Here is a 24,065-nt window from a genome sequence, read left to right on the forward strand (position 1 = left end):
AAGGGACGAGGGGTACGGAAGGGCCCGGGGTAGCGGGACGGGTCCCTGGTACGGGACGGGCCCGGGATGCGGGACTGGTCCCTGGTACGGGACTGGTCCCTGGTACGGGAGGGACGCGGGTGCGCCCCCGGGTCAGGCCGCGGCGAAGTCGACGGCGGCCTTGCGGACGTCGTCGCGGTCGAGCAGCGGCCGGCCGGTCTCCTCCTGGCGGGCGATCAGCCAGGGGGTGAAGGCGTCGGCGTCGATGTCGACGCCCGAGTCGGCCAGCGCCCAGTCGACCAGGGCCGGGGTGATCCGGGTCCGGACCCTGAGCTCGCGCCGGTTGCCGACGAGCTCGGCGGGAAGCGTCTCGTACGCCTCCGGGTTGACGAGCTGGCCCGGCAGTTCGTAGGCGAAGGCGTGCGGGGTGGTGGGGCCGGACTGGAAGGCCTCGCCGAGTCCGGCGCCGTGCAGCGCGAGGCGGGACAGTTCGGTGAGGTGGGTCAGGTCGAAGCGGTCGTCGCCGTGGACGACCCGCAGGGCGGTGAGGAACTCGGCCAGCGGGGCGTTGCCGCCGCGTTCGCCGATGCCGCCCACGGTGGCGGAGACCCAGCGGGCTCCGGCGCGGACCGCGGCCAGGGAGTTGGCGACGGCCAGTCCCAGCATGTTGTGCGAGTGGATCTCGATCTCGGCGCCGTCGATCTCCGTGAGGTCGCCGATCACCCGCTCCATCCGCCAGGGGGACAGGGCGGCGACGGTCTCGGCGAGCCGGAAGCGGTCGGCGCCGGCGCCGAACCCGGCGGTGACGTAGGGCACGAGCCGTTCGCGGGGGGTGCGGGCCCCGTCCTCACCGCTGAAGGTGACGTGGAAGCCGCGCTCCTTGGCCTGGGAGACGGCCGAGCGGGCGAGGGCGCCGAGGAGCTTGGCGCTGGGCGTGCCGAGCTTGAGCGCGGCGTGCTCCTCGGAGGTCGGGATGGAGTACATGACGTGGTGCACGCCGAGGCGTTCGGCCTCGTCGAGCGCGGTGGCGACCTGCCGGCGGTCGCGGACCACGACGAGCGTCATGCTGCGCTCGGGTCCGATCGCCTCGTGGGTGGCGAGGATCAGGTCGGCGTCCTTGGAGTCCGGTCCCGAGACCATGCCGACCTCGACCAGGTCGACGCCGGTGGCGACCAGCAGGCGGGCGATGTCCGCGGCGTCGCGGGGGCCGAACTCGACGCCCGCCATGTGTGCGGAGTCGCGCAGGGTCGCATCGGAGACCCGGGGCGACACATAGGGCTTTCCGGCGTCTTCCACTTCTGCCATTTCTCTCACTCCTTTTCGTTTCCGTGCTGTCGATCGAAGGGTGCGACGCGGTTCCGGAATCACTTTCCGACCAAACGACTAGGGAAAGCAAGGGCATTCCCGTCAGGGCTTGCGGAGAAGTGTCAGGAAACGTCAGGGAAGGAAAAGGAGCATGCGGAAGCTTCCCGCCTCCGACAAATCTCCGCGGCCACCCGCCCGTTCGCCGGAAGGGCTTCCTAATGTGCCGTCATGGACCTTTTCCCGTTGCCTCGACTGGGCCTTGTCGTGCCGCCGGAGAATCCCACCGCGGAACCGGAGTTCCAGCGGTTGCTCGGCGGCCGTGTCAATGTGTTCGCCGCGCGCTTCCCGCTCACCCCCGGGGTCGGGCTGCGCCGCATGCTGGAGACGTACAACGACGTCCTGCCCGACACCCTGGGGCTGTTCGGGGCGATGCGCCTCGACGCCGCCGTGGTGGCGTGCAGCGCCTCGCACTACCTGCTGGGGCCGGACGGCGACCGGGAGCTGTGCGCGCGGCTCTCGGCGCGGGCCGGCTTCCCGGTGGCCTCCTCCACCCGGGCGGTCCTGGAGGTCGGCGCCGAGCTGGGGCTCGACGCGGTGACCCTGGTGTCGCCGTACGTGCCGTGGCTGACGGAGACCTCCCGCGCCTTCTGGGAGCGGGCCGGGCTGCGGGTGGACGCGGTGGTGCCGGTGCCGCTGCCGGACGGCGGCCACGACCCGTACCGCGTGACCGCCCAGGGGCTCCTGGACCGGCTGGACGCGGCGCTGCCCGACGACGACCGACCGCTGCTGTTCACCGGCACCGGCATGGGCACGCTCGCGGTCCTGGAGGAGCTGGAGCGGCGCCGGCCGGGCCGGATCGCGCTCACCTCCAACCAGGCGTCGGCCCGCTGGGCGCTGCGGGCCGCCGGCGCCGCTCAGGGCCGCTCCGCCGCCCCGCCCGCCGCGGCCTGACCGGCCGTGCGTCCGGCGTGCGGGGGCGCCGGGCGCACGTGCCCCATCCGATAGCCCACGCCCCGGACGGTGATGATCCAGCTGCCAGCGCCGAGTTTCGTGCGCAGGCTGCTCACGTGGGTGTCGATGGTGCGGCTGGGATGGCCCCATTCGCTGCCCCATACGCGGGCCATGAGTTCCCTCCGGGAGACCACGGTCTCCGGTCTTCCGGCGAGCAGGTAGAGGAGTTCGAATTCCTTGGTGGTGACGGGGACGAGCCGGTCGTGGACCCGCACCTCGTGGGTGCGCGGATCGAGGTGGAGCGGGCTCAGCGAAATGGGCGCGGGGCCGCGCGGCGCGGGCCTGGCCCGCCGCAGCACCGCCTCCATGCGGGCGGCGACCTCCCGGAATCCCCAGGTGCGGACCACGCAGTCGTCGGCGCCCGCCTGGAGGGCGAGGACCCGGCCGAGTTCGTCGTCCCGGTCCGCGACGGCGATCAGCGGCACGTCGCCGCCGTCGCGCAGGGCGCGGCACACCTGGAGGCCGTCCAGGTCGGGCAGGTCGAGCGAGAGCAGCACCAGGTCGACGCCCCGGTGGGCGCGCAGCGCCAGCGCCCCGGTGCCGACGCCGCGGGCCGCGTAGCCGTGGCGCCCGAGGTTGCGCACCGTCTCCTCGGCGGTGTCCGGATCCCGCTCCACCACCAGGACGCTCCGCCCTCCCGCGCCGTCCCCTCCTCGGGCGTTCACCGTCCCACCTCCGCGTCCCCGGCGAGCCGGTGGCGGGCGTGGGCGGCGGAGACCAGCGTCATGTGGTGGTGCCAGCCGGGGAAGGAGCGGCCCGCGAAGTCGAGCAGCCCGTACCGCTCGCGGAGCACGGTGAGCGCGGCGGCCGAGCGGGTGCGGGCCCGCAGCAGGGGGACCACCCGGTCGAGGCTCCGGTCGGGGAGGTCGGTCAGCCACTGCCGGGCCGGACCGCGCCCGTCCGGCGCGGCGCGGCCGAGCAGCCGGTACGCGCGTGCGGCGCCCGGCGGCCGGACCGTCCCGGGGTGGAAGCGGGCCGCCGGGTACGGCCGCCGGGCGAGCAGCCGCTCCGTCAGCGCGCCCGCGCCGACCGTCGCCGCCCGGCCCGGCATCCCCTCCAGCGCCACCTCCAGCTCCGCGGGGACCTCGGCGAGCACCGCGGCGCCCTGCCGGGCGAGGCCGTCGAGCACCCCGGCCGCCTGTGCGCAGCGGGTCAGGTCGAGCACCCAGGGCAGTCCGGCCGGCCCCGTGCGGGCCGGCGCCCGGGCGGCGAGGTCGAGCAGGGGCGGTCCGTCGGGCCGCACGCCCTCGGCGTGCGGCACCCGGGCGCGGTGCCGCAGTCCGCGGTCCCACGCCCAGGCGCCGCCGAGCACCAGCTGCCAGTCGACGGCGAAGGCCTCGTCCGGCGCGACCAGGAACAGACCCAGCGCCCGCTGCCCGCTGACGGGCCGTCCGGTGTCCGGATCCGGCCAGGTGTGCACCCCCACCGAGTGGGGTCCCGCCTTGGGCACCGCGAGCTCCTCGACGGTCCAGGCGTACGGCCGGACGTGTCCGGCCACCCGTTCGGCGAGCCGGGCCCGCACCGGCCGCCAGTCCCACGGGCTGACGTTGACGAACTGGTGCAGGCCCCGGGCGGCGGCGGGCGGCAGGTCCAGGGTGCGGGCCAGGCCGTGCGGGGTCCTGCGCCCCTCGGTCCTGGCCAGGGCCCACAGACAGGCCCGCGCCCAGCGGAGCTGTTCGGCCCGGTGCAGCGAGCCGAAGACGTCCGCCGTGAAGTCCCCCGCCCCCGAGATCGGCCGAAAGTCGTCGGTCTGGTGGTGCCCTGTCGTCCCCTGCGTCCTGCTCGACGCCATGTGACGCCATCCCCCTCGTGTCCGCGGCGGTGAATCCCTTGGTCAGAAACGCCTGTTCGAACGCAAAAGTACCGCCTGCCCCCGGCATTCCCGACGCCTCTCCGGAGAGTTTCCGACTTCGCCCCGTGAGCTGCGGAAACGGGCGCGCGGCGGGGGAACGGCGGAGTCGGGCGGAACGGCTGCAACCGTTATCCGGCCTGGTGTCCGGGCCCTTCGGCCAGGGGATTTCACGACGTGTCAAAACCGTATGAACGTTTCGTGGCGGATCTTTGCCGCCGTCTTTCCGCCTCCTTTCGGCCGGACGGTCCGAAAGGGAACGGGGACCGGTGCGGCGGGCACGGAAAGGCCCTGGCGGCCCTCCCGGAGGGGGAGGGCCGCCAGGGCCGCGCGGCCGGACGGACGCCGGCGGGACGGGTGCTCAGGCGTCGGCCCGGCGGGCCGGGAAGCCGTGCGCGCGCGCCCGGAGCACGACCAGCAGCACCGGCACGAGCAGCACCACCAGCGTCCACGGGAAGGATTCGCTGCCCGCGGTGTCCAGGAGCACCCCGCCGATCACGCCGCCCGCCGCCATCGCCACGTTCCACAGCGTCACCAGCATGGCCTGCGCCCCGTCGGCCTGCTCGCCGCCCGCCTCGCCCGCGGCGGTCTGGAGCAGGGTCGGCACCCCGCCCCAGCCGAGGCCCCAGAGCACCGCCGCCAGGTAGACGAAGGCCGTCTGCTCGGCGAACACGCCCAGCAGCGCGGCCGCCACGGCCACCAGCAGGGTGCTGGCGACGGTCAGCTGACGGAGCTGGCGGTGGATCCGGGCCCCCACGATCCAGATGCTCGCGAGCGAGGCCGCGCCGAACACCAGGAGCACCAGGTCGGTGCTGTCGCCCATGCCCAGGTCACCGAGGAAGGTGGCGACGTACGCGTACAGGACGGTGTGGGCCAGCACGAAGACCAGCGTCACGAAGAGCACGGCCGGCACGCCCGGCACCTTCAGCGCCCGCAGCATCCCCGGGCGTTCGCCCGCCCGCTGGCCCGGGTGGTCGGGCACGGCCGCAGCGATCCACACCAGCAGCGCCACCGTCAGACCGGTCATCACCAGGAACGCGACCCGCCAGTCGGTGACCTTGCCCAGGTACGTGCCGGCGGGGACGCCCAGGGAGAGGGCGACCGGGATGCCGGCCATGGCGATGGCGATGGCCCGGCCCTGCAACCGCTCCGGGGCCAGCCGGCGCGCGTAGCCCGCGAGCAGCGCCCAGGCGAGACCGGCCGCGACGCCCGCGACGAAACGGGCCGCCATCGTCAGGCCGTACACCGAGGAGACGGCGGTGACGGTGTTGGCCACGGCGAACCCGGCCATGGAGGTCAGCAGCAGCCGCTTGCGGCGCCAGCCGGCCGTCGCGGCGGTGAGCGGGATCGCCGTCAGCGCGGTGCCGAGGGCGTAGATGGTCACCGTCTGCCCGGTGGCCGACTCGCTGACGCCGAGGTCACCGCTCATCGCGGGCAGCAGACCGGCCGGCAGGGTCTCGGTGAGGCTGGTGATGAAGACGGCGGTGGCCAGCGCCAGCAGCGCGAGGAGGGGCAGCTTCTCGCGTCCCTCGGCCGCCGGGGCGTCCGGCGGCGCGGTCGCTTCGGCCGCGGTGTCCGGTGCGGTGCTCATGTTGTGCTCCAAGTCCATGGGGTGGGGACGGTGTCGGGGATGCGAGGGGGTGCGGAGGAGACGCGAGAGGGGTACGGAGGAGGCGCGGGTACCCGGGGACGCGGGGCCCGGGGGCGCGGGGTCAGTCCGGCGGCGGGGCGGCGGAGCGGCCGCCGTCCACGGGCAGCCGCGCCCCGGTCGTGAAGGTGGCGTCCGTGGCCAGGAACAGCGCGGCCCGCGCCACCTCCTCCGCGGCGCCCAGCCGCCCGAGCGGCGGCAGCGGTACGGGAGCCCCGCCGGAGGCCGCGATACAGCCGGGGACCACGGCGTTGACCCGTATCCCCCGGGCGCCCGGGTCCGCCGCGAGGGCGCGCAGCTCCGTACCGGACGGGCCCGCGGTCAGCACCACCGCGCCGCCCGCCCGCAGCCGGCGCAGCAGCGGCCGGGCCGTCGGGGCGGTGCCGGCGAAGAGCAGGTCGACCGTGGGTTCGGCGCCGGGGCCGAGGGAGGCATCCAGCCCGCCGGGGACCACCACCTCGGCGGTGGAGCCCAGTTCGGCGCGCAGCCGGGCCCGCTCGCCCGCCGGGGCGGCGAACACGACGCGGGCGCCGCCTTCCACGAGCCGCTTCGCGATGGCCAGGTCCACCGCGGGCGGCCCGCCCACGACGACGGCGCGACGGCCCGCGTACCTGGTCATGCGTCCCTGCCCCTTTCTCTTCCTCCGGGTCTTGCGCCGGAGCTTTCGGGCCTCCGGGTCTCGCGTCAGGTCTTCCGGGGGCTCCGGGGCCTTCGGCCTCTCCGGGTCCTCCGTCCGATGCCCCGACTGTGCGGGAGGGCCCTTCGGGAAACCTTCGGGTCCGCTTCGGGTCCGCTCCGGCCGGGTCCGGGGGCGCTTCGGATGGGTCGGGGGGCGGTTCGGGCGGGTCCGGGCGGGTCCGGGGGCGCTTCGGGTGGGTCCGGATCCGTTCCGGGCGGGTCCGGGGGCGGGTCCGGCGCGGCGTCCCGCCCCGTGGGGGCGCCGCCGGGCGGATAGGGTGACCGGCATGCGGTTTGGGGTGCTGGGGCCACTCGTGGTCCGGAACGACGACGGCGAGGAGGTCACGGTCCCCGAGGCCAAGGTCCGCGCCCTGCTCGCCGTGCTGCTCGCGCACGACGGCGGGACCGTCCCGGCGGACCGGCTCATCGACGTCCTGTGGCCCTCCCGGCCGCCCGCCCGGCCGTCCGGCGCGCTCCAGGCGCGGGTCTCCCAGCTGCGCGCGGTCCTGGGCAGGGAGCGGGTGGTGCGCCGCCCTCCGGGCTACCTCCTGGACCTGCGCCCTGAAGAGGTCGACGCCGCGCGGTTCCGCGCCCTCGTCGCACGGGCCGGCGCGGCGGCCGCCCCCGGCGACCGGGTCGCCCTGCTCACCGAGGCGCTGGAGACGTGGCGCGGCCCCGCGTACGCGGACTTCGCGGACGCGGACCTCGTCCGCCCGGCCGCCGCCCGGCTGGACGAGGAGCGGCTGACCGCCCTGGAGGAACGGGCCGCGGCGCGGCTCGCCCTCGGCGGCGACCCGGCGCTCGCCGCCGAACTGGCCGAGCTCGCCGGGGCGCACCCGCTGCGCGAACGGCTGCACGCCCTGCGCCTGCGCGCCCTGTACGCCGCCGGGCGCCAGAGCGAGGCCCTCGCCGCGTACGAGGAGGTCCGCGTCCGGCTCGCCGAGGACCTGGGCGTCGACCCCGGCCCCGAACTGGCCGCCCTGCACACGGCCCTCCTCCGCCACGACCCGTCCCTGACCGCCCCCGCCGCCCTCCCCGCTCCCTCCTTCCCCTCCTCCCCCGCCGCGCCGGCCGCGCCGGCCGCCCCGCCCGCCGGGAACCTGCCCGCGCCGCTGACCCCGCTGATCGGCCGCGACCCGCTGCTCGCCCGTGTGCGGCGGGCGCTCGACGGGGCGCGGCTCGTGACGCTCACCGGGCCGGGCGGGGTCGGCAAGACCCGGCTCGCCGTCGCCGCCGCCCGGGAGACCGCGCCGGACGCCTGGCTGGTGGAGTTCGCCGGCGTGCGGTCCGGCGCCGCGGCGGACCTGGCCCAGGTCGTCGCGGGGGTGCTCGGCCTGCGGGACGACGACCGGACCGCGCGCCCCGGCGACGCCGCCCCCTCCCCCGTCGGCCACCTCGCCGCCGCGCTGCGCGACCGCCGCGGCCTGCTGGTGCTCGACAACTGCGAGCACGTGGTCGACGCGGCGGCCGAACTGGCCGCGCTGCTGCTGGCCGCCGCGCCCGGCCTGCGGGTGCTGACCACCAGTCAGGAGCCCCTGGGGGTGAGCGGTGAGGCCGTCGTGCTGGTCGAACCGCTCGCCGCCGGGGACGCGGTGCGGCTCTTCACCGAGCGGGCCGCCGCCTCCGCGCCGGGCTTCCCCGCCGACCCGGCCGACGCAGCCCCGGAGGACCGCGCGGCCGTCGAGGAGATCTGCCGCCGCCTGGACGGCATCCCGCTCGCCCTGGAACTGGCCGCGACGCGGGTGCGGGCCCTGGGGGTGCGGGAGCTCGCCGCCCGGCTCGGCGACCGCTTCCAGGTGCTGACCGCCCGGCGGCGCGGCGCCCCGGCCCGGCAGCAGACCCTGCGCGCGGTGATCGACTGGAGCTGGGAGCTGCTCACCGCGCCCGAGCGGATCGTGCTGCGCCGCCTCGCGGCCTTCGCCGACGGCTGCGACCTGGCGGCGGTCACGGTCGTCGCGGCGGGCGACGGCGTGGCCGGGGAGGAGGTCTGGGACCTGGTCACCCGGCTCGTCGACCGTTCCCTGGTCGCCGTGGCGGAGGGTCCAGCGGGGCCGCGCTACCGGCTCCTGGAGTCCGTGGCCGCCTACGCGCTGGAGCGGCTGCACGAGATGGAGGACCTCGACGCGGTGCGCGCCCGGCACCTGGCGCACTACCTGGCCCTGGCCGAGCGCGCCGAGCCGGGGCTGCGCGGCCCCGGCCAGCGCGACCACCTCGACCGGCTCGACGCCGAGGCGGGCAATCTGCGGACCGCGCTCGACACGGCGCTGGGCCTGCCCGCCGGCGATCCGTCCGCCGCGCGCCTGGCCCGGGCGCTCGCCTGGTGGTGGCTGCTGCGCGGTCGCCTCACCGAGGCCCGCCGCACCCTGCGCACGGTCCTCGACGCCCGCCCCGAAGCCACCCCGGAGCGTACCGAACTCCTTCTGCTGCACAGGGCGTTCACCCTCCTGACCGAGGGCCGTGGCCCGCGCCCCGCCCCCGTGCCGGCCGACGGCTGCACGCCCGGCGCTCCCGACCCGGCCCGCCGGGCGCGCGCCCTGTGGCTGTGCGCGTACGGCTTGTTCAGCGCGGGCGCGCCGGAGGAGGGCGAGGCGCTCAACTCCCGTGCGCTCGGGCTCTTCGAGGAGCTCGGCGACTCCTGGGGGACGGCCGCCGCGCTGAGCCTGCGGGCCCGCCTCGCGCTCGACCGGGGCGACCTCGCGGGCCTGGGCCGCGACGGGCTGCACAGCGCCCGCCTCTTCCGCGAACAGGGCGACCGGTGGGGCGAGTTGCAGACGGTTCCGCCGCTCGCGACGCTCGCCGAGATCAAGGGCGCGTACGAGGAGGCCGCCCGCCGGCAGCGGGACGGACTGCGCATCGCCCGCGAACTCGGCCTCACCGCCGAGGAGTCGGCCCGGCTCTCCGGCCTGGGACGCCTCGCGCTCCTCGCCCGCGACTGGGACCGGGCCCGGACCCTGCACGAACGGGCCCTCGCGATCGCCGCCGAACAGGGCTACGCCTACGCGGAGATCCACGCCCGGATGGGGCTGGCCCTCGGCGCGCGGCGGTCCGGCGACCTGACTGGGGCCGAGCACCACCTGATACGGCTGCGCGACGGCTTCGCCCAGGCGTCCTCACCGGCCGGGGAGCACCTGCGCCTCGCCGAGCTCGGCTTCCTCGCGGAGCTCCGGGGCGATCACGACGAGGCGGCCCGGCACCATCTGCGGGGCCTCGCGGTGGCCCGCGTCCTCGCCGAGCCCCGCGCCCTCGCCCTCTGCCTGGAGGGCATCGCGGGCGCCCTCGCCCCGCGCTCCCCCGAGGCCGCCGCCGCGCTCCTCGGCGCCGCGGACGCCGAGCGCCGCAGCGTGGACGCCCCCCTGCCCGCCGCCGAGCGCGGCGACGTCGACCGCGTCACGGCCGCCCTGCGCGCCTCCCTCACCCCGGAGGCGTTCCGCACCGCCCAGGACCGGGGCGCCCGGGACCGCGGCGAACCCACCCTCGCCCGTCTCCGCCCCGTGCTCCCGCCGACCGGGGAGGATCAGACCGCCCCCTGAGGCCCTGGAACGCCGGCACACCTCGGAGACCGGCCCGACCAGGTCGTCCGCCTTCCGGTCCGGCACCGCGCGGGCGATGACGGCGCGGGCGATGATGCCGACGAGGACGTGCCCCTCGATGACGGGGACGCGGCGGACGCGCTGCTCACCCGTCACCCCAGGACGTCGCCGGCGGAGTCCCCGGCGCCCACGGTGACCGTGCCGCCGCCGACGGGGTCCCCGGCCGTGCGGCCGGCCGGACCCGCACCCTCGGTGACGACCTCCAGGGCGATGCCCCGGCCTTCATGCCGGCCGTCCGCCCCTGCCCCCTTCCCCTGGCACTCCCTCCCCGGCCCCTGGGCAGCCGCCCCCGACGGGCCCTGGGCGCGTCCCCACCGGGCGCCGACCACCGCCCCGGCGCCCGACGGGCACCCGGGACGGTCGCCCGTGATTTCCTCCGCCCCGGCCGGGTAGGCGCGCCAGCGGAAAGCGGAAAGGGCCGGCCGCGGAAGACCGGGGGGCGACACCCCGGCGCCGCAGCGGCGCGTTCCGGCCCCGGCCGGAGGAGGCGCACGCAGGAGGCCGAGGACCGGTCCCGGGCCGGGCACCGGAGCGGGCCGAGAAGCCGCCCGGCCCCGGGCCGCCGGCCCGCCCGCCCCCCCTGCGAGGACGAGGAGCAGACATGACGTCACCCGAGGAAGCCGCCGCGGAGACGGACGCGCGCGGCGACGACGTGTACCAGCCGACCGGCTCGGACGCCTCGAACCGGCCCGGCGACCCTCTCGACCCGGAGAACGCCCTGGAGACCGGGACGACGGGGAATCCCGAGGAGCCGGGCTACTCCCCGCCCGACCGGCCGACCGCCGTCACCCGGACCGGCACCACCGCCGGTGAGCAGCGGGAGGGCGCGTCCCTGGACGAACGGCTGGCGGAGGAACGGCCCGACGTGGCGCCCGAACCGGGCGACGGCATCGGCGACCTCCCCGGCGGGGAGGGCGAACCGCTCGACGAGGAGTCCGGCGCCGCCCCCGCCGGGCGCCTGGTCCGGGCCGACACGGCGGTGCCGGGCGGCGTCGCCGCGCGCGACGCCGGCCCCGAGGACACGAGGGCCGCCGAGGAGGCGGCGATGCACCGCGACACGGCGGTCGACGGCGGTCACGAGCCGTCCCCGCTCCCGGAGTGAGGGCCGGGGCGGGTCCACTCGCGGCCCGCCCGGCCCCCGGGCCCGCCGCCCCGTCCGCGCGCGGCGTCCGTGTGCGCGGCGACCGGGCCGCCCGGCGGGTCGGCGGCGGAGCACCGGAAGCTCGTCCGGGGCGCCCCGCGTCCGAGGTGCGGGGCGCTCCGGCGGGGACGATCAGGCGGCGTCGCGCGCCACCACCCGGAAGGTCTCCAGCGAGGGATCGGCGGCGTCGGGGATCAGGACGCCGTGCGCCACGCCGCTGCGCAGGTACGCGACGGCCTGCTCGCCGATCACCTCGCCCGGCGTGACCACGGGCACCCCCGGCGGGTAGGGGCTGATCGTCTCGGCGGAGACGCGGCCGACGGCCTCCCGGGCCGGCACGTGCTCGGCGCGGGCGAAGAACGCCTCGCGCGGCGACATGGCCTGTTCCAGTTCCAGGGCCGAGGGCTCCGGCAGCCGGACCGGAGGCCGTCGTTCGAGCTCGTCCGCCCGTTCGGTGAGGGCCGTCAGCGCGTCCAGCAGGATCCGTTCGGTCTCGTCGTCGTCCGCGTGGGTGACGGACAGGCTGATCCGGCAGCTGTCCGAGCCGCCGACGTCGACGCGGTGCTCCTCGCGCAGCCATTCGGCCGCCTGCATCCCGCTGATGCCGAGCTCCCGCACGTCCAGGACGATCTTGAGCGGGTCGAAGTCGGCGGCGAGGCCCGCCTCGACCACCTCGGCCCCCATCGGCGCGAGGCCGGGCAGCGCGGCCGCCGCCTCGCGGATCCGGCCGGCCCGGCGCAGCGCGCCGCCGAGCAGGTCGCGGCCCTGCTCGACCATCTGGCGCCGCCAGCCGTCGAGCGTGGCGTACACGAGGGAGGAGGCGCTCGTCGTGCCGAGGAGGTCCTCGCGCTGCCGGAGGACCTCGGGCGACACCCGGTCGTGCTGGAGGTGGAAGACCGAGCTCTGCTCGATCGCCCCGCCCATCTTGTGGACGCTGGTGACCACCAGGTCGGCGCCCGCGTCGATGCCCCAGACCGGCAGTCCGGGGTGGAAGGGCAGGTGGGCGCCCCACGCCTCGTCGAGGACGAGCGGCACCCCGGCGTCGTGGCACGCCTCGGCCACGCCGCGCACGTCCGCGCACGTCCCCCAGTCGGTGGGGGTGATGAGCAGCATGCCCTTCGCGTCGGGGTGCTCCGCCAGGGCGCGGCGCACGTCGTCGGGCTCCGGCGGGTGGGCGAGGTGCCGGTCGGCGTCGAACTTGGGGTGGACCCAGACGGGCCGGACACCGTTCACCACCACGGCCGCGATCACCGACTTGTGCGCGTTCCGCGACAGCAGGAGCTTCTCACCGGGGCCCGCGACCGACAGCATCGCGGTCTTGACCGAGAGCGAGCTGCCGCAGGTCGAGAAGAAGGCCCGTTCCGCGCCGACGGCGTCCGCCATCAGCTCCTGGGCCCGTTCCAGGACGTCCTGGGACTCACGCCGGTCGTCGAGGCCGTTGAGCAGCAGCACGTCGGACCGGAAGACGTCCTGTCCCACGACGCGGGCCACCCGTGGGTCCGCTCCGCGTCCCTGCTTGTGTCCCGGCGGGCCGTAGACGACGTCTCCCCGCCGCCGGAAGTCCTCCAGCGCTTCGAGGACGGGTGCACGCGAGTGGTCCATGGTTCTTCCGGTGGACGGGGCCTTCCTGTCCCGGGGCGCCTACCCGACGCCTCCGTCCTCACGCGCGGACCCGCGCGTACCGTCCCGGCGAAGGGGTAGCCGCATCCCGACCGGCGGAAAGGGAGGCGGCGCGCCATGACCGTGTCACCCGGGTTCCTGCTCCTCGCGAACGGTCGTCTCCTCGTCCCCGCGGACGAGATGACCGGTCTGCTGCGGCACGTCGCGGCCGTCTGGCTCCAGGCCACGGACCGGGGCGAGGCGGACCACGATCCGGCCACCGTCCTGGCCCTGGCCACGTCGCTCATGGAGGTGGCCGACCTGATCGACGCCGAGTGCATCGCCCTGCTGCCGCCCGGGGAGGGTCCTTCAAAGGACGCTCCCGGCTGACTCCGCGAGGGGCCCGGCGGCGACCTCGGGGTGGCCGGTCCGCGTGGGGTGGCGCGGCGGCGGGCCGCCGTGGAGCGCCGCGGCCGCTTCCGCTCCGCCCCCGACGGCGGTCGCGCGGCACCGTGGTCCCGTCCGCCGCGCCGTCGCCTCCTCGCCCCGTGCTCAGGCGGGGTGCTGTCTGATCCTGGCGAGGAGGTCGACGAGGCGCTGCTGTTCGCCGTCGGACGCCTTCCGCGGGAGCGGCGGAACGGCATAGGGGCGGGTGCGTGCGGCCGTACGGTCCCGGCGCGCGTCGACCGCCGCGCCGATGATCCAGGAGCCCGCGACCGGCGCACGGACCGGGGACGGGGGCAGGGACACCGCGGAGGACGCCGCGGACGACAGGACGGGCCGGCCCGTGCGCGGGACCGAGGCGCGCGCGGCGGCCGGCAGGAGCGGCGGCAGGGGCGTGTGGGGGATCTGGATGACGTAGGTGAGTCCGGAGCCGCGGGGATGGTGCCGTACGGCGAGTTCCCCGTCGTGCGCGTCGACGATCCCGCGGGCGACGAGGACGTGCGTGGGGTCGTTGACGGCCTGGGGGCCGCTGATCTCGATGCGCAGGCGGTCGGCGAACGGCGAAGCGGTGATGACGACGGTGGTGTCGGTGCGCGGCGAGGGCTGCGCCTGCGGACGGGCCGTCCCCGTGGACGCGGTGCCGGAGGCGTCGGCGATCAGGTGTGCCAGGGCGGTCGACGCGCGATCGGGGTCGAGCGAGACCACGACGGGCGGTGCGTGTACGGCGAATCGCGTGCGGTGCGGGCCGGTGAGCACCACGGCCTTGTCGATGGCGGCGGTCAGGATCGTGCCCAAGGTCGTGGGGTGGCGGGCGACGCTGGGCGCCGCGCCCGCCGGCCGCGGGGGTTCCGCGGTGCCCGTCCGGAGCGGGTCAGGGCCTGCGGTCCGGGATGCGGGACGCGGGGCGGTCAGTTCGGCGTGGCGGGCGGCGAGCGCCGCGTACCGCTCCGCGTGTTCCGCGAGTTCGGCCTCGTGCCGGACGACGAGTTCCTCGTACGGTCTGCGGTCGGTGAAGGTCATCACGGCGCCGACGAGCTGGTCGCCGTCCCGCACCGGGGCGGTCGTCAGGTCGACGGGCACCCGCTCGCCGCCCTTCGACCACAGCACCTGGCCGCGCACGCGGTGCTTGCGCCCGGACTTGAGGGTGTCCGCGAGCGGGGACTCCTCGTACGGGAAGGGGGTGCCGTCGGCGCGCCTGGCGAGGATCAGGGGGTGCAGCTCGGCGCCGCCGAGCTCGCCGGCCCGGTAGCCGAGGATCTGCGCGAAGGCGGGGTTCACGAGGACGACCCGGCCGTCGGTGTCCGTGCCGACGACGCCCTCGGACGCGGCCCGCAGGATCATCTCGGTCTGCCGCTGCGAGCGGGCCAGTTCCGCCTCGGTGTCGAGGGTGCCGGTGAGGTCGCGGACGACGAGCATCAGCAGCTCGTCGCCGGTGTAGCCGCTGTACGAGTCGTACGCCTCGCGCCCGTCCTCCAGGCTGGCGCTGGTCACCTCGACGGGGAACTCGCCGCCGTCGGTGCGCCGGGCGACCATCCGCATCGGCTTGGTCCGGCCCCGCTCGTCGGCCGGGTCGGGCCGGCGCATCGAGCCGGGGATCAGGCGCGAGTCGAAGGTGGGCAGCAGGTCCAGCAGACCGCGCCCGACGAGCGCGGTGCCGGGGGTCTCGAACATGCCCAGGGCGATGGTGTTGGCGTTGACGACCGTGCCGTTGCAGTTGACGAGCACGAGGCCGTCCGGCAGGGCGTCGAGTACGGCCGCGAGGCGAGCAACGCCTCGGGAGAGCGGAAGGACCATGGCGACGTTTCCTTTCCGGGCTGGGGTCACAGGCGGGGGTGTGCGGCGGTGCCGGGCGAAGGGGCCGCGCGGTTCGGCGTGGTGCGGAGTGCGGGGCCGAGCCGGCGCACCGGGACCGGAATCGGTGCGGTGAGCGGTGGGTTCGTGGGGCGTCGGTCCGGCTGACGGGGACCTCACCACCTGGCGATGGCACAGGTGGGGGCAAGGTCGCTGCCTTGATGTTTCTCGAGGGTGCCTTCATGCCATGATCGGGGCGGGCTGAGACACATCCCGGTCATGGGGAGAACTGTTCCGCGGGGAGGGCGGCCACGGGCCTGGGCGAGCGGTGACGTCCCGTCGGCCGGAGGGCCGGGGGCACCTCCAGGACGTAGGTGCTGCCGCCGTCCTCGGCGGCCCGGTGCGCGCGGAGCGTCTCGCCGTGGGCCTCGGCGATGCCCCGTACGACGTCGAAGTGCTCCCGCGTGCCGCCGTCCCTGGGACCACGGACTTCGATGCGCAGCAGGCCGCGCCGGTGGAGGGCGGCGGCGAAGACGTGATGCGGGGCGGAGCCGGCCTGCTCGTCGTCGGCGTGGACGACGTCCGTGATGAGCCGCGCGACGGCGGTCGAGACGTCGTCGGGGTCCACGTGGACGGAGAACTGCACACGGCTCGGGCCGGTGGAGGACGACGCCGCCCGTGCCCCGGCCTGCACCACGTCGTCGGCGAGCACGGTGCGCCGCCGCGCTCCCGCCGGCGCGCTGTCGTGGACGTGAGGCGCGGCCCTGTCGTTCACGAGGGCCATGATCATGCGCAGGTCGGCCGCCAGGGCTTCCAGGCTGAGCGTCGCCTCGGGCCACAGGGGGCGCGAGCCGTCGTCGGCGAGTCCCACCAGCTGGACGTGCAGGTGGTGCAGTGCTCCCGCCAGCGGGCCGGCGAGGAAGTCGGTGAGTTCGCGGGTGCGTTCGGTGGCCCGGTCGGTCAGCTGCCGCTGCCGTTCGAGTTCGGTCCGGTGCTGCCGGAGGGTGCGTCTCTGTGCGGCGATGTACTCGTCGGCCAGCCGCTCGTACGGGCGGCGGTCGCTGAGCGCGACGACCGCGCCGACCGTCCTGCCGTCGTCCATGACGGGCCGGACGGCGATGTCGGCGGTGAGGCGGGGGCTGTCGACCGGCTCCAGTTCCAGGCCGGTGAGCCGGCTCGGTCGCCCGTTTCCGAGGGCCTCGGCGAGAGGCGCGTGCTTGGCGTCGACGGGGTCGCCCGCGGGCCCGACGGGCACCAGGCGGGAGAGCAGGTCGCAGCCGGCGAGATCCGCGGCCCGGCCTCCGAGCAGACGGGCGGCGGCCGGGTTGACCAGGTCGATCCGGCCGTCGGCGTCCATCCCGATGAGCGCCTCGCCGGTGGTGCGCAGGACCGTTTCCGCCTGGAGGAGGGAGCGGCGGAGGACCGCCCGCGCCTCCTCGGCCTCCGTGACGTCGTGGAGCGAGACGACCAGGGAGGAGCCGGGTGGAAGTGCCTCGTGCGGGGTGCCCCCGTGGAGCCGTACGGTGCTGATCTCGACGGGAAAGGTTCCGCCGTCGGCCGTCCGGGCCGTGGTTCGGAGTCGGCGCGCGGGAGCCGCTCCGGGGCGTCCGGGGTCCGCCGGCCCGCGCATGAGGTTCCAGTCGAAGGTCGGGAGGACGTCGAGAACACCGCGTCCCTCGATCGTCTGCCGGTCGTACCCCAGGAGGTCCGCCGCGGCCGGATTGGCCCTGATCACGGTGCCGTTGTCGTCGATGACCAGTACGGCGTCGGGGACGAAGTCCACCACGCCCGTGTGGTGGAGGGGTGCGATGCCCGTCACGGCGCCGGGGAGACGCACCGCTGGGCCGCTGTCGAAGTTCACCGCTGTTCTCTTCCTGCCTGTCGCGCGGACCGTGGAATCCCGTTCGTGCGGAGAGGCCGGGCACGCCGAACACCCTCCACCCGCTTCCTCTCGCGTCTTGCGGCTTCTCGCGGCGATGTCGGGGAACGCCCGGGCACCCGCTCGTCGCCGGTCGTGCGCCCCGCGCCGCCGTCACATGCAAACACAGGGAAACCCGCTCGAGGCGCTGAAGAACACGCGCTTAGGACTTTCTTAAGAAATCGACACCTCGACACCGGACAGCAGCGCCGTGCGTGATTCAGGAGGGACATATGTCAGATAGAGTCCGCCGGGATTTCGCGAGTTCCGACCAGGCCCACTCGCACCTCATGAACGGACCGAGGGAAATCCATGAACGGCACGATCGACGGTTTCGGTCAGGGGCTGATCACTCCCGTGGCGGGGTACATCATGGCCCGCCTCGGTTCCGCACCGGGGGCTCCGGTGCACGGTCCGGTCGGTGCGCAGCGGACGGAAAATGCCGGGCCGGCTCCTCCTCGGGGCGGTCTCCGTCGGATGCGGGATCCGGACCGTGCACTTCATCGGGATGCCCGGATTCACGGTGCGGGAGACCGGAATCGATGACGACGGACTGCCGACTCCGACGAGCCCGCTGTACGCGGTGGTCTCCGTCGGCCTCGGCGCAGGAGCCGTCGCCTACCCGGGCACCCGCCCTTCCGTCCTGCTGACCGCAGGTCTTTTCACCGGCCTGGGCGTGGCGGGAACGCACTGCACGGGCATGGCCGTCCTCTCGGTACGGCTCCACACCCACGTGGCCGAACCCCCGGCGGCCGGGGCGCCGGCCACCGCGGTCCTGCCGATGCCGGTGGCCCCCCTGGTCTTCCTCATCGCGGCCGGCGCGATGGTCGCGCTCGATTCCCTGCTGATTCCGGGGGACGACGAAGCGGACCTCGACCGGCGCCCGCGGAGTGCCGTCCTCCGCTGCCCCCGTCGCGCGGCGACCCTCCCCGCCGCGCGACGGCGCCCGCTCCCCGGTGGCCATCCGGGCGGGGCGGGCGTCGCTGTTTGTCCCGCAATTCCCCGGCCATTAATTGGTCAATTGACCAATAAGATGCCGGCGGCCCCCCTCCTCCGGCATGCCGATCACCAAATCCCAGGACACGAGGCCCATGCCCTAGAGTGGTCGTCGGCCGAAGCCGTCAGTCATGTCCCGTGTCCCGCCCGGCGCACTCGGAAACCGCGCCCTCGCATGACGTCGCCGGCGCGACCGACCACATGCGACGAAGAGGAAGTCATGCCGGGAGAAACGGAACTCACGACCGCCTACAGCAGCAAGGTCGCCGGAGATCTCGAACGCAATGTGGCGGAGCAGGAGCGCATCCGGTCCGAGGTGGCGCGCCTCACGGCGGAACTCGACGAGCTGATGCACGATCACGGCGTGCTGCTCAATCTCAAGAAGGCACTCCAGGCCGGCACTCCGGAATCGGACCGCAAGGTTCCCCGGCAGAAGAACGGAAATGCCGAAAAGGGCGCACGCAATTCCAGGGGAGGAAAGATCACCCTCGTCGAACTGATCCGCGATCACCTCGCGGCGAGCGATGCCCCCTGTTCCGCCTCCGAGGTGACCACCGCGCTGAGCGCACAACACCCGGATCGCCACATCCAGACGACCGTCGTGCGCACGTCCCTGGAGAATCTCGTCGCGAAGGGGCGCGCCAGCCGTACCAAGCGCGGTTCCTCCGTCTTCTACACCGCGGCCACTCCCGCACCCTGAGGGCTGTCCCGCACCTCCCGTCACCGCCTGGCGACGTCCGTTTCGACCTGCCCCCCGGCTCCGACGGAGGCGCGGTCCGGAACACGACCGGACAAGCCGATCCGCCCCTGGTGACCCACCCGCCTTCGCCCTGAGTAGCGGGACAGCCCTCGGCCCGACGGAAGCCCTGTCCGGCGGCCTGTCACCACCGGCTGTTCATGCCATCTTAGGTTTCCTGGCCGGGTGGCGGGGTTAACGAGACCTTGCTGATGCCTTAAAGATCTTTAACCGGCCGGCCGTCCGACCGCGCCCCGCAGAATATGCCATGCACGGTCCTAGGGCGTCAGCACCCCCATCTTCTTGTAGACATATGTCTCGCGTACCGTGCCCGCATGGCAAAGGTGCTTCTCGTCCAAAGCGATCCCTCCGTTCGCTCCGTTCTGGGTATGTGTCTCGCGGAGGCCTCGCACACCGTGCGGGGGTGCGGCACCGCGCTGGGCGGCCTGCGCGCCGTCCTGGACGAGCCCTTCGACGTGATGGTGCTCGGCCTCGCCCTCCCCGACGTCGACGGCCTGGAAATGCTCAAGATGCTCCGTACCGTCTCGGACATCCCCGTCGTCGCCGTCACGGACCGGCACGACGAGCGTGACCTCGTCCGGGCACTGGACATCGGTGCCGACGACTTCCTGGCCGGGCCGTTCTCCGGTGCCCACCTCGTGGCCAGGATGACCGCGGTGCTGCGGCGGGCGGCGGCCGGGGTCGTGTCCACGGACGTCGCCCGGGTGGGCGGACTGGTCGTGGACACGAAGCGGAGAGAGGCGTTCCTCGACGGCACTCCCCTCGACCTGAGCCGCAAGGAGTTCGACCTCCTGGAATTCCTCGCGTGGCGGCCGGGGGTCGTCGTGCCGCGCGGCGAACTCTTCAAGCGCGTGTGGCTGCGGACGTACCGCGGCGAGCGCACCGTGGACGTGCACCTCTCGTGGCTCCGCCGGAAGCTAGGCGAGTCGGCGGCCCTGCCCCGCTACCTGCACACGGTCCGCCACGTCGGCATCAAGCTGGAGGCCCCGGAGCCCGACGCGGCGACGGCGGGCTGACGGCGCGTCAGCCTACGAGCGCGGTCGGCTTTCCCTTGCTGCGCGGCCGTTCTTCGACCAGCTTTCCCCACACGATCATGCGGTAGGTGCTGGTGAACTCGGGCGTGCAGGTGGTCAGGGTGATGTACCGGCCGGGTCCGGTGAAGCCGGATCCCTTGGGGACGGGGTCGATGACGGAGATGTTGGAGGGTGCGGTCTGGGGGAGGATGCTCGCCATCTCGTAGGTGTAGTAGGCGTCCTGGGTCTCGACCACGATGGGGTCGCCGGGCTTGAGCCGGTTGATGTAGCGGAACGGCTCGCCGTGGGTGTTGCGGTGGCCGGCGACGGCGAAGTTGCCCTGCTTGTCGGAGGGCATGGCGGTCTTGAGCTTGCCCTCGCCGTAGTGGCCGACCATGCCCTTGTCGAGGACCTTGGGCTTGCTGATGCCCTCGGCGACGGGGACGACGACGTCCAGCTTGGGGATGTACATGATGGCGAAGCCCTCGCCGGGGGCGAAGACGTCCGGCTTGCTCTCGCCCTTGGCCCAGGTGTCCTCGATCTTGGCCTTGGCCTGGTCGGTCTCCTGGCCGGCGAGGACGTTGGTCCACCACAGCTGGTAGGCGACGAAGAGGAGCATGACGACGCCGAGGGTGATGAACAGTTCGCCGACGACGGCCCCCGTGGTGTCCTTGGCCGCCTTGGCCTCCCGCCGGGCGGCACGGCGGGCCTCCACCCGGGACGACGGACGCGCGGGGACGGCGGCGGCCTGGGCGCCCTGTCGTCTCCGGGGGGAAGCACGTCCGGGGGTGGTCCTGCCGCGGCGTCCCCTCTTGGCCGCGGCCCGGCGGCGCTCGGCCCGCCCCGGTCCGGGCGGGGAGTCCGCGGGCGCGCCGCCGGGCCCGCCGGCGAGGGGCGGAACCTCGTGGGCGAAGCGGTGGGCGGAGTCGTGACGAGGTGTGTGGGGAGTGTCATGGGGAGTGGAGTGGGGGGTGTCCTGCCATGGCATGTAGTGCAGCCTCCCGATTTCTATGGCATGAACCGGAACTGTATATGCATGCCTTGTGGGTGCGGCGAGCTGGAGGGTGCCTGAACCGGTGGGACGTCGCGCGGCCCACCACGAGGCCCCGCTCGAACCACGAACGGAAACCGCGTCGCATCCGCGGGGCGGCCCGCGGGAGAAGCAGGGGTACGAACGGACCGACGAACGGCGAGGGCAGGCTCATGAACGACGCCGACTGCGCACCGGACGGCCCCGGGGGGCCCGTACGGTCCGGGCAGAGGCCGACGGAGTCCGTGTGGGACTATCCGCGGCCCCCGGAGCTGAGGGCCGACGACCGCCACGTGACGGTGGCGTTCGGTGAACAGGTCGTGGCGGACACGCGCGCGAGCCTGCGGGTCCTGGAGACGAGCCACCCGCCGGTCTTCTACCTGCCCCGGCGCGACGTGCGCGCCTCGTTCCTGCGCCCCCGGCCGGGGCGGACCCACTGCGAGTGGAAGGGCGCGGCGTCGTACTGGGACGTCGTCGTCGGCGACCTCGTGGTGGTCCGGGCCGCCTGGAGCTACGAACGGCCCCTCGGCGCCTACGCAGCACTCCGCGGCCACCTGGCCTTCTACCCGTCCGCGCTGCGCTGCGCGGTCGACGGCGAGCCGGTGACCGCCCAGGAGGGCGACTTCTACGGCGGGTGGATCACGCACGAGATCGAAGGTCCTTTCAAGGGCGGTCCCGGCACCTGGGGTTGGTGACCGCCCGCAACGGAGGAGGACGTCTGGCGAACGCGGCGCGGGCGACCAGGGGCGCCGGGGCCGTGAAGGATCCGGACCGCCCCGCTGCCATGACGGCGGACCTCCGCGCCCACCTCGGCCACCGGGACGCCGAGGCCGCGCCGGCGTGGCTCTCGGAGGCCGGATTCGGGCTCGTGCGGCGCCAGGACGCCGAGGACGGTTCGCTCGCCCGGGCCGGGATCCGGTGCGGGGACGTGGTCCTGATGGTGGCCGGCGCGCACCCCGAGCACAGCAGGCCGGCCCTTCCCTCGGCTCGGCGGCGCGGGAGACGGCCTGCGCGAACTCTCCGGAGGCGCTCGTCGTCGCACCGGGAGGCCTGTCCAGATCTCGTAATAGGCGGTACATTTACAGCCTGAAAGTCCATGAAATGAAACGTGGGAGGCCAGATAGCACGGTCGTGAAGACCGTGTGCGGGCTTCGGTGGCCTCCCACCGCAGAAGGGAAGTCCATGAGCCCCACGCTGGCCGACGAGATCCGCAGCCGGCTCGGAGAGCTGAGCCCCGCCGAACGCAAGGTGGCGCGGGTCCTGCTGGCCGGCTACCCCGCCGCGGTGTTCGAGACGGTCGCGACGATCGCGGAGCGGGCGGGCGTCTCGGCGCCCACGGTGCTGCGGTGCGCGTCGCGGCTGGGCTACAGGGGCTTCCCCGATCTGCAGGCCGCGCTCCGCTCGGAACTCGACGCGCGCAACGCCTCGCCGATCACCCTCTACACGGCCCCGGAGACGTCGGAGCGGGAGACGACCGCCCGGCCGGACTCCGCGGCCACCCCCCTCGGCGAGCGCTCGGCCCTCGTGCAGCAGGCGGTCTCCCGGACCTTCGACGAGGTGGCCCAGCACGAGTTCGAGGAGGCGGCGAGCCTCCTCGCCGACCCCAGGCGCCGGGTGCACCTGGGGGGCGGGAGGTTCACGCACCTCCTGGCCGAGTACCTGGGCCTGCACCTGATGCAGTTCCGCGACCAGGTGAGCCTCCTGCCGCACAAGGACGTGGAGCGGACGTCGTTCCTCACGCAGCTCGCCCGACGCGACGTCACCGTGCTCTTCGACCACCGGCGTTACGAGGCCGACAAGACGCTCATCGCCGAACTGGCCAGGGAGCGCGGCGGCAAGGTCATCGTGTTCACCGACCCGTGGCTCTCGCCGGCCGCCGCCCACGCGGACGTCGTCCTCATCACCCAGGTGTCCTCCCCGTCCCCCTACGACAGCCTGACTCCGGCCCTGGCGGTCGTCGAGTCGCTCGTCGCCGAGGTCCTCGACCGCATCGGCGGCGACGGCCACGAGCGGATGAAGGAGGCGGAAGGGATCGCCCGGCGCACCGGCCTCCTGTGAGCGGTCCCTGCGAGGTCGGATCCCGTCCCTCCGCGGTGCGCGCCGAAGCGTCGCCGCGGAAGGGCCTCCGCGTGCGGGCCCGCCCCTGCGGAGAAGCGGCTCGGAGGGCGGGGCCGGCGTCGGTCCTGGTCGACGGAGGTCCGGTCTCCGCACCCCGCGGCCGGGAGGAAGGGTGCGGAGGGGTTTCCACGGGACGGGTCAGTCGAGGGCTCCGTTGACGGTGGCCCTCGGGATCCCGATCCCGGGGACCTGGTACTTCGTGAGGATCTTGCGGTACGAGCCGTCGTCCATGAGGGACTGCAGGGCCGCCTGAACGGCCTCCTTGAGGCCCGGACGGTCCTTCGACAGCCCGATCCCCATCGGGGAGGCGCTGTACTCTCCGACCGCCGCACGCCCCGTCACCGTGGAGAACGACCTGCCGCCGTCCGCGTTCGCGGCGACGTACGCGGCGGTGACCTCGTCCAGGTAGTCGGCGACGACCTTGCCGCTCCGGAGGGCCAGCTGGGCCTCGGAGTCCTTCGAGAAGGCGAGGATCCGGATGGGCTCGAGGTTCTTCGCCTTGCAGAGCTCCTGGCGCTGCTGAAGGAGCTTCTGGTGGTTGGTTCCGGTCTGCACTCCGACGGGCTTTCCGCACACGTCCGTCACGACCGCGATGTTCTCGGGATTGCCCTTCTTGACGAGCCAGCCGGGGCCGGCGTTGAGATAGTCGACGAAGTCCACGGACTTCTGCCTGGCCTTCTTGTCCGTCATGGCCGACATGACGGCGTCGAACTTCCCCGCTTGCACGGCGGGCAGGATCCCGTCGAACTTCTGCGCCGCGAACTCGAACCTGACCCCGAGGCGGGCCCCCAGGGCCTGACCGAGGTCGTGGTCGATGCCGGTGATCCGGTCGCTCCCCTCCTCGGTGTACATCTCGAAGGGCGGGTAGGGGACGTCGGTGGCGACGCGGACGACCCCTTCGGCACGGATGTCCGCAGGGAGCATGTCGTAGAACGCGGGGTTCGGCTTGATCGTGAGGTCGGGCAGGACGGCCACGGGGCCGGCCATCCGGGACCGGGCGGGGGACGAGGCGTCGTCACCGGTGCCGCATCCGGAGACGAGGAGCGTCAGGAGGGCGACGGAGACGACCGTGGAGCGGGGGTGGACCGGCACGAGGCGGCCTTTCTCTGAGATGAGGACCGGGCGGCTGTTCTCGGGGGTCGGGATCGCCGAAGGCCGCGCGCTCGGCGAGGGGCGGCGGTCTCGCATCCGACTGCTG

General features: G+C 74.6%; 17 protein-coding genes and 1 pseudogene. 8 read left to right on the forward strand and 10 right to left on the reverse strand.

Going from position 1 to position 24,065, the window contains the following annotated elements; translation table 11 throughout:
* Positions 1-132: 132 nt before the first annotated feature.
* Positions 133-1,284 carry a hydroxymethylglutaryl-CoA lyase-like TIM-barrel protein gene (locus tag IE326_RS24095; protein ID WP_150226805.1) on the reverse strand — a complete coding sequence of 384 codons (1,152 nt, stop codon included), beginning with the start codon at positions 1,282-1,284 and terminating at the stop codon, positions 133-135.
* Positions 1,285-1,512: 228 nt separating this feature from the next.
* Between IE326_RS24095 and IE326_RS24100 the strand changes: the two genes are divergently transcribed.
* Positions 1,513-2,235 carry a maleate cis-trans isomerase family protein gene (locus tag IE326_RS24100; RefSeq protein ID WP_037708251.1) on the forward strand — a complete coding sequence of 241 codons (723 nt, stop codon included), beginning with the start codon at positions 1,513-1,515 and terminating at the stop codon, positions 2,233-2,235.
* Here the strand turns inward: IE326_RS24100 and IE326_RS24105 are convergent.
* From IE326_RS24105 to IE326_RS24120, 4 genes are all read right to left on the reverse strand, one after another.
* Complete coding sequence (locus IE326_RS24105; RefSeq protein ID WP_190042968.1) at positions 2,199-2,960, reverse strand: response regulator transcription factor; 762 nt, start codon at positions 2,958-2,960, stop codon at positions 2,199-2,201. The genes IE326_RS24100 and IE326_RS24105 overlap by 37 nt on opposite strands.
* The gene (locus IE326_RS24110; RefSeq protein ID WP_190042969.1) at positions 2,957-4,087 is read right to left on the reverse strand and encodes an IS701 family transposase; all 1,131 of its coding nucleotides are present in this window, start codon (positions 4,085-4,087) and stop codon (positions 2,957-2,959) included. Before IE326_RS24110 ends, IE326_RS24105 begins: the two co-directional genes overlap by 4 nt.
* A 418-nt stretch (positions 4,088-4,505) precedes the next feature.
* The gene (locus IE326_RS24115) at positions 4,506-5,735 is read right to left on the reverse strand and encodes an MFS transporter (protein WP_150226806.1); all 1,230 of its coding nucleotides are present in this window, start codon (positions 5,733-5,735) and stop codon (positions 4,506-4,508) included.
* A gap of 121 nt (positions 5,736-5,856) precedes the next feature.
* A complete protein-coding gene (locus IE326_RS24120; RefSeq protein WP_190042970.1) occupies positions 5,857-6,411 on the reverse strand; it encodes an SDR family oxidoreductase in 555 nt (184 codons plus the stop codon).
* A gap of 346 nt (positions 6,412-6,757) precedes the next feature.
* Here IE326_RS24120 and IE326_RS24125 point away from each other — a divergent pair, with 346 nt between their 5' ends.
* Positions 6,758-10,000 (forward strand): ATP-binding protein, encoded by a 3,243-nt coding sequence (locus tag IE326_RS24125; RefSeq protein WP_190042971.1) that lies wholly within the window; start codon positions 6,758-6,760, stop codon positions 9,998-10,000.
* A gap of 661 nt (positions 10,001-10,661) precedes the next feature.
* Positions 10,662-11,162 (forward strand): hypothetical protein, encoded by a 501-nt coding sequence (locus IE326_RS24130; protein WP_190042972.1) that lies wholly within the window; start codon positions 10,662-10,664, stop codon positions 11,160-11,162.
* 171 nt (positions 11,163-11,333) lie between these two features.
* Here IE326_RS24130 and IE326_RS24135 read toward each other — a convergent pair whose 3' ends face one another.
* Entirely contained in the window at positions 11,334-12,803 is a 1,470-nt protein-coding gene (locus tag IE326_RS24135; protein ID WP_150226810.1) for an aminotransferase class I/II-fold pyridoxal phosphate-dependent enzyme, read from the reverse strand.
* Positions 12,804-12,938: 135 nt separating this feature from the next.
* On the opposite strand from IE326_RS24135, the gene IE326_RS24140 reads away from it, so the two are divergent.
* Positions 12,939-13,190 carry a DUF6213 family protein gene (locus IE326_RS24140; RefSeq protein ID WP_170313768.1) on the forward strand — a complete coding sequence of 84 codons (252 nt, stop codon included), beginning with the start codon at positions 12,939-12,941 and terminating at the stop codon, positions 13,188-13,190.
* 953 nt (positions 13,191-14,143) lie between these two features.
* Here the strand turns inward: IE326_RS24140 and IE326_RS40950 are convergent.
* Positions 14,144-15,038 (reverse strand): annotated as a pseudogene (locus IE326_RS40950) (PAS domain-containing protein); the annotation flags it as partial.
* Positions 15,039-15,312: 274 nt separating this feature from the next.
* Positions 15,313-16,896, reverse strand: coding sequence for a PAS domain-containing sensor histidine kinase (locus tag IE326_RS24150; protein WP_190042973.1), 1,584 nt, complete (start codon positions 16,894-16,896; stop codon positions 15,313-15,315).
* A 550-nt stretch (positions 16,897-17,446) separates the two neighbouring features.
* Here IE326_RS24150 and IE326_RS24155 point away from each other — a divergent pair.
* On the forward strand, positions 17,447-18,649 hold the full coding sequence (locus tag IE326_RS24155; protein WP_190042974.1) for an MHYT domain-containing protein: 1,203 nt from the start codon (positions 17,447-17,449) through the stop codon (positions 18,647-18,649).
* Between the two features lie 371 nt (positions 18,650-19,020).
* The gene (locus IE326_RS24160) at positions 19,021-19,722 is read left to right on the forward strand and encodes a response regulator transcription factor (RefSeq protein ID WP_190042975.1); all 702 of its coding nucleotides are present in this window, start codon (positions 19,021-19,023) and stop codon (positions 19,720-19,722) included.
* 7 nt (positions 19,723-19,729) lie between these two features.
* Here the strand turns inward: IE326_RS24160 and IE326_RS24165 are convergent, their stop codons facing one another.
* On the reverse strand, positions 19,730-20,707 hold the full coding sequence (locus tag IE326_RS24165) for a class E sortase (protein ID WP_190042976.1): 978 nt from the start codon (positions 20,705-20,707) through the stop codon (positions 19,730-19,732).
* Between the two features lie 287 nt (positions 20,708-20,994).
* On the opposite strand from IE326_RS24165, the gene IE326_RS24170 reads away from it, so the two are divergent.
* Together IE326_RS24170 and IE326_RS24175 are read left to right on the forward strand one after the other, a co-directional pair.
* Positions 20,995-21,444, forward strand: coding sequence for a DUF427 domain-containing protein (locus tag IE326_RS24170; protein ID WP_229915593.1), 450 nt, complete (start codon positions 20,995-20,997; stop codon positions 21,442-21,444).
* A gap of 487 nt (positions 21,445-21,931) precedes the next feature.
* Positions 21,932-22,807 carry a MurR/RpiR family transcriptional regulator gene (locus tag IE326_RS24175; protein WP_150226817.1) on the forward strand — a complete coding sequence of 292 codons (876 nt, stop codon included), beginning with the start codon at positions 21,932-21,934 and terminating at the stop codon, positions 22,805-22,807.
* A gap of 198 nt (positions 22,808-23,005) precedes the next feature.
* Here the strand turns inward: IE326_RS24175 and IE326_RS24180 are convergent, their stop codons facing one another.
* Positions 23,006-23,959, reverse strand: coding sequence for an ABC transporter substrate-binding protein (locus tag IE326_RS24180; RefSeq protein WP_229915594.1), 954 nt, complete (start codon positions 23,957-23,959; stop codon positions 23,006-23,008).
* Positions 23,960-24,065: the final 106 nt, after the last annotated feature.

The sequence above is a fragment of the Streptomyces filamentosus genome (assembly GCF_014654895.1).
GTDB lineage: Bacteria > Actinomycetota > Actinomycetes > Streptomycetales > Streptomycetaceae > Streptomyces > Streptomyces filamentosus.

Coding starts and splice junctions, on each gene's coding strand:
- IE326_RS24095 (WP_150226805.1), bottom strand. CDS start 1,284: ATGGCAGAAGTGGAAGACGCCGGAAAGCCCTATGTGTCGCCCCGGGTC.
- IE326_RS24100 (WP_037708251.1), top strand. CDS start 1,513: ATGGACCTTTTCCCGTTGCCTCGACTGGGCCTTGTCGTGCCGCCGGAG.
- IE326_RS24110 (WP_190042969.1), bottom strand. CDS start 4,087: ATGGCGTCGAGCAGGACGCAGGGGACGACAGGGCACCACCAGACCGAC.
- IE326_RS24115 (WP_150226806.1), bottom strand. CDS start 5,735: ATGAGCACCGCACCGGACACCGCGGCCGAAGCGACCGCGCCGCCGGAC.
- IE326_RS24120 (WP_190042970.1), bottom strand. CDS start 6,411: ATGACCAGGTACGCGGGCCGTCGCGCCGTCGTCGTGGGCGGGCCGCCC.
- IE326_RS24125 (WP_190042971.1), top strand. CDS start 6,758: ATGCGGTTTGGGGTGCTGGGGCCACTCGTGGTCCGGAACGACGACGGC.
- IE326_RS24130 (WP_190042972.1), top strand. CDS start 10,662: ATGACGTCACCCGAGGAAGCCGCCGCGGAGACGGACGCGCGCGGCGAC.
- IE326_RS24135 (WP_150226810.1), bottom strand. CDS start 12,803: ATGGACCACTCGCGTGCACCCGTCCTCGAAGCGCTGGAGGACTTCCGG.
- IE326_RS24140 (WP_170313768.1), top strand. CDS start 12,939: ATGACCGTGTCACCCGGGTTCCTGCTCCTCGCGAACGGTCGTCTCCTC.
- IE326_RS24160 (WP_190042975.1), top strand. CDS start 19,021: ATGGCAAAGGTGCTTCTCGTCCAAAGCGATCCCTCCGTTCGCTCCGTT.
- IE326_RS24165 (WP_190042976.1), bottom strand. CDS start 20,707: ATGCCATGGCAGGACACCCCCCACTCCACTCCCCATGACACTCCCCAC.
- IE326_RS24175 (WP_150226817.1), top strand. CDS start 21,932: ATGAGCCCCACGCTGGCCGACGAGATCCGCAGCCGGCTCGGAGAGCTG.